The 8,302-nt window shown below is 41.7% G+C and carries 5 protein-coding genes; 1 reads left to right on the forward strand and 4 read right to left on the reverse strand.

Translation table 11 applies throughout. The features are described 5' to 3' along the window. Positions 1 to 50: 50 nt before the first annotated feature. The 4 genes from ACGF7G_RS15110 to fepB form a co-directional block, all read right to left on the reverse strand. Positions 51 to 2,165: a TonB-dependent receptor gene (locus tag ACGF7G_RS15110; protein ID WP_387466527.1), complete on the reverse strand. Its 2,115-nt coding sequence runs from the start codon at positions 2,163 to 2,165 to the stop codon at positions 51 to 53. Between the two features lie 611 nt (positions 2,166 to 2,776). Further along, a complete protein-coding gene (locus tag ACGF7G_RS15115; RefSeq protein ID WP_387466528.1) occupies positions 2,777 to 3,841 on the reverse strand; it encodes a FecCD family ABC transporter permease in 1,065 nt (354 codons plus the stop codon). Continuing rightward, positions 3,838 to 4,890 (reverse strand): FecCD family ABC transporter permease, encoded by a 1,053-nt coding sequence (locus ACGF7G_RS15120; RefSeq protein ID WP_387466530.1) that lies wholly within the window; start codon positions 4,888 to 4,890, stop codon positions 3,838 to 3,840. Before ACGF7G_RS15120 ends, ACGF7G_RS15115 begins: the two co-directional genes overlap by 4 nt. 23 nt (positions 4,891 to 4,913) lie before the next feature. Further along, a complete protein-coding gene (gene fepB, locus ACGF7G_RS15125) occupies positions 4,914 to 5,954 on the reverse strand; it encodes a Fe2+-enterobactin ABC transporter substrate-binding protein (RefSeq protein ID WP_387466532.1) in 1,041 nt (346 codons plus the stop codon). A 369-nt stretch (positions 5,955 to 6,323) separates the two neighbouring features. Here fepB and ACGF7G_RS15130 point away from each other — a divergent pair, with 369 nt between their 5' ends. Next, positions 6,324 to 7,664 carry a condensation domain-containing protein gene (locus ACGF7G_RS15130; RefSeq protein ID WP_387466535.1) on the forward strand — a complete coding sequence of 447 codons (1,341 nt, stop codon included), beginning with the start codon at positions 6,324 to 6,326 and terminating at the stop codon, positions 7,662 to 7,664. Positions 7,665 to 8,302: the final 638 nt, after the last annotated feature.

The raw sequence follows: 8,302 nt of genomic DNA on the forward strand, positions 1-8,302 counted from the left end.
ACTGTCCGGTTACTTATTGAGTTATTGTTCCAAGCCGTTGATTAATTGCCTTAGAACTTCAGTTCAAACGTTGCACCAATCATTCTCGGACGCTGATAAATTATCGAATTAACGTTATTATCCGGAACTAATAAACGTTTATCAGAGTCAAACAGATTCTGAGCAAATATGGTGGCGCGTCCCCATGTGAAGTTATAACCAAGTTGAAGGTTAGCTATCCAATATGCGGGGATTTTTCCACGGGCAGAATTGTCATACTGAGAGTAATAAGTATCTGAGAACATAACATTGCCGCTAACATCAATATCTTCTGTCAGTAAATATTTAGCCAAGAGGTTTGCGGTATATCCCGGTGCCCGAGGTAATTCATTACCCTGAACACCACTCTCCGCAAAGCTTTTAATCTTCGTTTTCAGCAAGCCAATATTAGCGTTTAGCTCAAGTTTTTCGACCGGCAACCAACGGGCACCGATTTCTGCGCCATACGTTTCAACCTTCTTAGCATTACGGATCATGGTTGAATCAAGTGACAGATAGTAAGGTAACTGCATGTCCTTATAATCGTTATAGAAAAGATTGGAGGTGAGTTCCAGTTTACCATCCAGCAGGCTGTTACGTGTATAAAGGCTGTAGTTCCAGACATATTCAGGATTGTAGGTATAACTAATGACAGGCTTGCCAAAGGTCACTCCCGCCCCCCCTGCGTTATAACCTCTACCAACAGCTACCCCGACAGTTTGATCTTTCTGCGGTTTCCAGGCGACATCAATTTTAGGCAGAAAAGCGTTATAGGTTTTATCAAAATCGATTGCTACACTTTCACTTCCCCCTTTACGTGTTCTGTGTTCACGCTCAAAGCGGCTTGATAAAGTCACATCAATCTCAGGAACAACCGTGTAGGTCAAAACAGTATAGGCAGAGGCTGTTTCTGTTTTATCATCAAACTTGCTGCCTCCGAAAAGATTAATGGATTCATCCTGTTTACCATGGAAATAACGCACACCCACCAAACCATTCAGCCTATTATCAAACCCTTGAAAACGGATAATAGGTTCAACTTCTAACTCTTTGCCATCAGTATCAGCTTTTGGAATTTTAGACGAGGTTAATCTGTGATAAGCCAGATCGGTATAAATTAATTTATTTTCCAGACTCATCGTATCTGACAAAGCCCATGAAATATCCCAGATCCCGCTGGTCGTTTTTCGCTCTACCACTGGCCTGAACAGCTCATGCCTTAAATTAAGCGTATCCTTTGGATTGTATGCTTCGTTCTGAGGAGCCCGACTATCAAGATGGTTAACTGTTAATTTAGTGGATAACTCAGGAATGGACAGTGGTTCAAACAGCAGCTTCGCACGGACCGTTGTTGATTCAATTTTGTGCGGATCGCCAACAGGATCATAAGAAACCAGGTTAGCAAAGCTATCGCGATTTTGGCGATCGACACTAAGACGGAAGGCCAGTTGCTCGTCAATCAAAGGTCCGGAAGCCATAGCCGCAACTTGCTGATAGCCCTGATTAGCGAACCCACTTTTGATTGCGCTTTCCCAATAAAAGGTAGGATCGAGTGATTTAATGATCACCGCGCCTGCAATTGCGTTCCTTCCCTGAATATAACTTTGTGGATCACGAAATACTTCGACACTCTCTATATCCCACAAAGATTGCGTGCCGAAAGCTAATTCATTATAGGTAAACGAGCGCCCATCAATAGAGACGTTGATTCTGGGACGCGTCCCACTAATGAAAGCCATTCCCCCCTGTGAAGGGCCCGAACCATCAACACCGCGAACAGCGGGAAGAGCATTACTAATACCATTATCAACAACGTTCGGCGTCATTTGCAGCAACGTATTAACATCAGGATTAGGAATAGATTTCAATTTACGAAGATTATAAACCTCGACGCTTGAACCACTATCATAAATAGAGCGGTTAACTTTCTCTCCAGTTACCACTAATACATCTTCTTCTGATGATAATGCCTTGGGATTTCCTTTTTGGGCGCGTTGTGTGTTCTTTTCCTCTGCTGCAACAGCATCAGTTCCTGTCAGCACAATAGCACCGAAAAATAAAGCCCCAAAAATACCTACAAAATTTGATTTCTCAGTATGTTCTTTTTCTGATACATCATGTTGCAGAGTTGAGTGCAACCTATTCATTCATTTTTCTCCTTTAGCCAGCTTACACGAAATCGTTTTAATAAAATTAAATAAGTTAAATCGTGACATTGCTGACCAGTGGCTCCCAGTCTGGAAAAACATGGTGCGATTCAACCCATGTTAATTTTACGCAGAGTAGTTTCGTAATGTTATTATTACTCTTCGGTGTTGCTTTGTTATAATATTTCTTAAATAGGAATAATTATCATAACAAGGTGTATTATTGTATGTAAATAAAAATAATTATCATTAACCGTGATCAATGCAACAGAAAAATAAATTTCCCATATAAAACAAATTTTTATTTTAAGGAAATAAAAAAAACAAAAGATAACTCGGTAAAACATGTGGTTTTAGGAAGGTATTTAGCCAGAAAGAAATTGACTAAAAATATATCCCTATATTTTATGGAATTAATTTGAGGCTTAAAAAAACAAACCAGGAAAATAAAGAAACAATTCACAAGCTAAGTTAAAAATATAAATAACGAAAATATTCCATCAATTGAGACAGATAAAGACCGCAAAAAATATATCATTATATTCATTACCTGAATGACTGTTTCTCTTGAGATCTTCGCCACATGAAGAGAAAATTTACGATAATTCTTGCTAAATTTGCCGGGAACGGGTCAACAACCAAATCAGATAAATTCCGCCAATGAGCCCCGTCATAAGCCCAATAGGGACTGCCGCTTGTAAAGGTAACAGTTGTGTAAACAGATCAGCTGCCAACAAAAGGCAAGCGCCCATTAGCGCCGCACTGATAACCGGCATATTTCTCGAACGAGTCAGGCGAACTACCAGCTGAGGGGCGGCCAAAGCAACAAAAGCAATCGGTCCTGCGGCACCAGTGGCAAGAGCCGCTAAAACCACAGCGCAAAAAATCATAATAAGACGAACGCGTTCCACCCTGATACCAAGCTGACTGGCAATATCATCCCCCATCTCGATAATGCTCAGTTTCCTTGCCATCAAAAGAACCAAAGGCACCAGCAATACAACGCCCATTAAAACAGGGAAAACATGTATCCATGTTCGGGCATTAAGTGATCCGGCAAGCCATAAATTTGCCATCACGGCATTATCGAGATTTCCTTTTACCAGTAATAAGCCATTCAGGGCACTTAGCACTGAACCCACACCAATACCTATCAGGATGAGGCGATACCCACCTATTGCACCGGATTTTAAAGATAACAGATACACTATCACCGCAGTCAGCGTTCCTCCGGCAACAGCAGCAATCGCTACTTGCACTGCACTATTATCAAATAAAACTATCTGTAGAATCGCCCCCGTCGCCGCACCGGCTGTAAAACCAATTACATCTGGAGAGCCTAACGCATTTCTGGAAATGGACTGAAAAACCGCACCAGATACCCCCAGTGCCGCACCAACAAAAATTGCGGTTAACACGCGAGGTAAACGAATATCCATGATGATCTTTTCGCTGATTGTACCGGAGCCCCACCCCCAAAAAATAGTGATAATTTGTTCGATTGTGATATTAAATTTTCCGATAGTCATGGAAAAAAGCGCTAATACCATAATCAACAGCAAGATGGCACAAATCACCATAAGATTTCTGGGAACAAAAACAAGAGACACTTTTCCTAGTCGCCAGACCTTACCTGAAATATTAACCTCAGTCTCATAATCATTCCGTCTGCTCATAATTGAACAATTTTCCATTTTCTGACAAGGAAAACAAAGAACGGCCCTCCGATTAGCGCCACCATAATGCCAACACTAATTTCCCCAGGATATCCTATGACCCGTCCCAAACTATCAGCAGCAACCACCATGACGCCAGATATCAACATAGAATAAGGAAGTACCCAACGATAACCAGGCCCTGCAATTAAACGAGCAAAATGGGGGGCGGTCAGGCCGATGAAACTAATGGGCCCCGCCGCTGCCGTAGCACCGCCAGATAACATAATGATGACCAATGCAGATAGGATCCAGACTTTGGTTTGGTTAACACCCAGTGATTTTTCCAGATCATGACCAAGTGCTACCGTATCAAGAGACTTTGTCAACATCAAAGCAATCATCACTCCTGAGGCCGCCAGAATGGAGACAGGGAAAAGCACCTCATAACCTCGTCCTTGAAGTGAACCCACCACCCAGTGTCGGAATTGATTAAATACCTCATCTTCACTGTTTATGGTGATAATCTGGGTGACAGCAAGTAATACAACGGACAGTGCAGCGCCCGCCAATACCATTCTTACCGGGTTCAACCCATGCCGGATCCCCCCAAGCAGATACACGCCACAACCTGCAATTGTCGCCCCTGCCAGACCAAACCACATATAGCCAATAACGTCGGAAATACCCAAAAAAGCAATTGCCGAGACAATGGAAACCGCTGCCCCAGCATTGACTCCCAGAATACCCGGATCAGCCAGTGGATTACGGGTAAGCGCCTGCATAATGGCACCCGCGACACCCAATGAACAACCAACGATAATCGCCAGTAGAGTACGGGGCACTCTCAGGTAACGAACCAATAAATGTTCACTATTGGCAGGATTAAAAGCGGTGAATGCCTCCCAGGTGACTTTAATCGTGACAGGGCGGGTCCCGACAAAAAGACTAAAAACTGAAAATGCCACAAGTAACAACCCGCAAATCAGCAACCCTTTTCGTTGAAATTTGAATTGCCGGTTATCGGATTGCGCAACAGAATTAGCAACTGAAAAAATCAATTTTTTCATATTCAGTTCAAACAATTGCTAAATTATTTCGCTTTCTGCTTAATGCCAAACCGTTTAACAATGCTATCAGCAATTTCTTTTGCGCTGTAATAGTCAATTCGAAACGAATTCACACCAAGACCATAGACTTGCCCTGTTTTGACTGAGGGCAAATTAGCAAGTACAGGATCCTTTAAGAATTCAGCCGCTCTGTGCTCTCCTGCACTTAAAAGAAATGTCGTGAGCGCGGTTAACTGCGTAATATTTTCATATTGTGCCCAAACAAAGTCCCCAGTTTTATTTGCATTATTATGCCAGGCTGGATCTGCCGACTCGATAGTAAACCCAAGCTGTGAAAGCAACAAAGCATGTGGGCTGATACTCGTTGATATAGGGTTAACGGTTCCCGGCCCCGCATAGCTGATAATATTCACCTTACCTTCGGGGATAGCAATTTTTGCCCGGCACTCAGCAAGATAATTATCAAAACCAGTAATTCTGACCGCAACTTTATCTTCAAGCCCTGTCGCCTTTCCTAATTCAGTCGCTAAACCCTGCCATGTCTGTTTACCATAATCTAAGATAATCGTAGGCGCGATTTGTTTAAGTTGTTCTACCTGAGCATATGCGGAATCAGCGCCGTTCACAGAAACCACAATCAGATCGGGCGCGACAACATAAGCCATTTCCAGATCAATATTGCCGGCCGGCCAGAGCTTTTCAATTTTCCGCTCTTGAGCAACCTTTTCCCATTGCGCGAAAAATTTCCCATTCATAGCCGCTGCACTCGCGACTACAGGCGCGTCAATCGATAACAGTATTCCGGTTATCGAAACAGTGGTCGATAAAATACGCTGTGGTTTTGTCGGAATAGTGGTAATAGTGCCATCCGCATTTTTAAACTCTCTTGGCCAAGAAAGGCTTTCCGTCTGAGCTGCATTTTTCGCGTTTGCAGCATAAACAGTCCCCCCAAATAGAGTGACCAGAGTAATTACCAAGCCATATACAAGGGTTAATATCGATTTCATTCCGGCATTCTCAGACAGTGATTGTGGATCTGCGATGCAGAAACCTCGCATACCCATTCAGATAATCCAAAGTGGACGTAATGTATCATTTTGTCTAATATCCGACAATGAGATTAATAATGATTATCATATACAATAACGCTGATCACGAAATACGTCACATTCTTGTTGTATCGCACAACAAATGTTTCATTTTCTCAGATATAAAACCAATTCAGATTTCAGCCAGAAACAATCAACGAAAAATGGTGATCAAACAGGAGAATGAATGTCATGAGAATAAATAGGCGATTATGTGTTGGCTTGTTCAGACGGGAATATCGTGGCTTAACATTGTATGAACACCTATCACAAACATAGAAGAAAATTTTATCTGTTTTTTTTATTTTTTATTCTATTTTCTATGATGAATTCATAAGGTTTACCATGTTAAACATCGATCAAACTTCTCGCTGGATGCCATTGACGCAGGCACAACAATATTACTGGCATGAGTTCAGCCTGCATTCCGAAAAAGTTGTTTCGACTGTCGCTCACTATCTTGATATTCAGGGCAATGTCGATCAAGAGGCGCTTTGCAAAGCAATAACGACAGTGACCAGTGAAACAGATATACTCTCTGTCCGTTTTAAACGCCTTAAAGAACAGCTGTTTCCTTTACAACAACCGAATCAAGCCGCCACACCACAGTTAAAATTCATCGATTTACAGACGCAGCCCGATCCCTTCCACACAGCGTTGCAACTTATGCGGGCCGATGTGGAATCTCCGCTGAATTTATTAACTCAGCTGCTATCCGCTCAGTGGCTATTTAAATTAAGCGAATCTCATTATCTCTGGTACAACCGGGCTCATCATATTCTGCTTGATGGATTTGGTATGGCGCTCATTGAACATCGTTGTGCGCATTTCTATTCGTACTATCTTGGTAAAGCCAGTGCCGATGCTTCTTTTCACTCACTCAGCAGCTACCTTACTGAAGAACAAGAGTACTGTAACAGCGAGCAATATGAAAAGGATCGCTTATACTGGCAAAATTATCTTTCATCCGTGCACCTTCCAACCGTGGATATCGCCCGTGCCGACTATAGCACCAAACACCATTACACCAGTTGTGTGCTCTCCGGGAATATTGTCACAGGTTTAACACGTCTATCGGCTGATACAGGTATCGCCTGGCCTGATCTGTTAGTGGCGCTTTCAAGCATCTACCTGCTTCACTATTTCGCTGCACAGACACAAAATGGTGAATATTCAATGTCGTTATGGCTCCCCTATATGAATCGCCGAACCCGTTTCAGAACCAATACACCGGCATTAATGACTAATATTCTTCCCTTATTGATAAACACCAACCCGGATGAAATATTAGAAACCTTTTTGAAAAAAACAATCAACGCGCTTCATACTCAACGGACTCATGCCAGATATCGTATAGAACAGATCTTTTTAGATCATAAACTACCTCAAGATACCCGTTATTTATTTTCGCCACTCATCAACGTGTTACCTTTTGACTCTCCAAACTTTGTCGATTGCCAGGTTAAACGTCATATACTCACCAGTGGGCTCTATGATTGCTCTAGCTTTAACATTATCTATCGCGGGAAAGTCGATGCCGGAGCATTAATTGTTGATCTTGATGCTGATTCAGCAATGTTTGGCAAAGAAGAGTTTGAAAAACATCAGAAAAATCTGACTGACTTTCTACAAAAAGTGCTCACAGGCAACTCTCTTTCCCTGCCTGTAAAAGCGCTTTATTCATAAAATGAAAAAATAACTTAATATATAAAGAACCGGAGTCTGACTTCGGTTCAGAGCACATGAGTCGGGTAAGCAGCATCTGATAATTCTCTCACCTTTCGGATGAGCTGTATTTTTTCACACCGTCAGGCACCATTAGTTATCGATCGTGAACGGCCGATCTTTTACACCGGGTATAACGGTTTCGATTACCATCACATTTTGGACAGGATACAGGATCTCCAACCAAAATAATGGAACGTCACATTTATTTACCATATTAATTATTAGTTAACTATTAATTTCAGCTTATTACATCTGACTATCATGGTGCCATAACTTAATTAAAGCAAACTTCATAAAACCAAAACCCTTGAAATAACTTAAATAATCCCGTTACCTGAACACCTATAAAATTTACATTATTGACTATTATAAAGCTAAATTTACACATCTTTGAAATATCAACCTTGATATTTCTCAGGTATAAATATAAATTCACATTAATAGTTGAATATAAAAGAGACAGACATAAATATGAAGAATTTTGAAGACTTCTATCGGGAAGCACTTTCGCAAATAAAGCAGGATATGCATCACGCGGCGCAAGAACATCCACACCTTGCCCCATTTACTCCGGAATCGGGTGACCCTGATATTCT

Source organism: Photorhabdus sp. RM323S (assembly GCF_042879375.1).
In the GTDB taxonomy this organism is placed as follows: Bacteria; Pseudomonadota; Gammaproteobacteria; order Enterobacterales; family Enterobacteriaceae; genus Photorhabdus; species Photorhabdus tasmaniensis.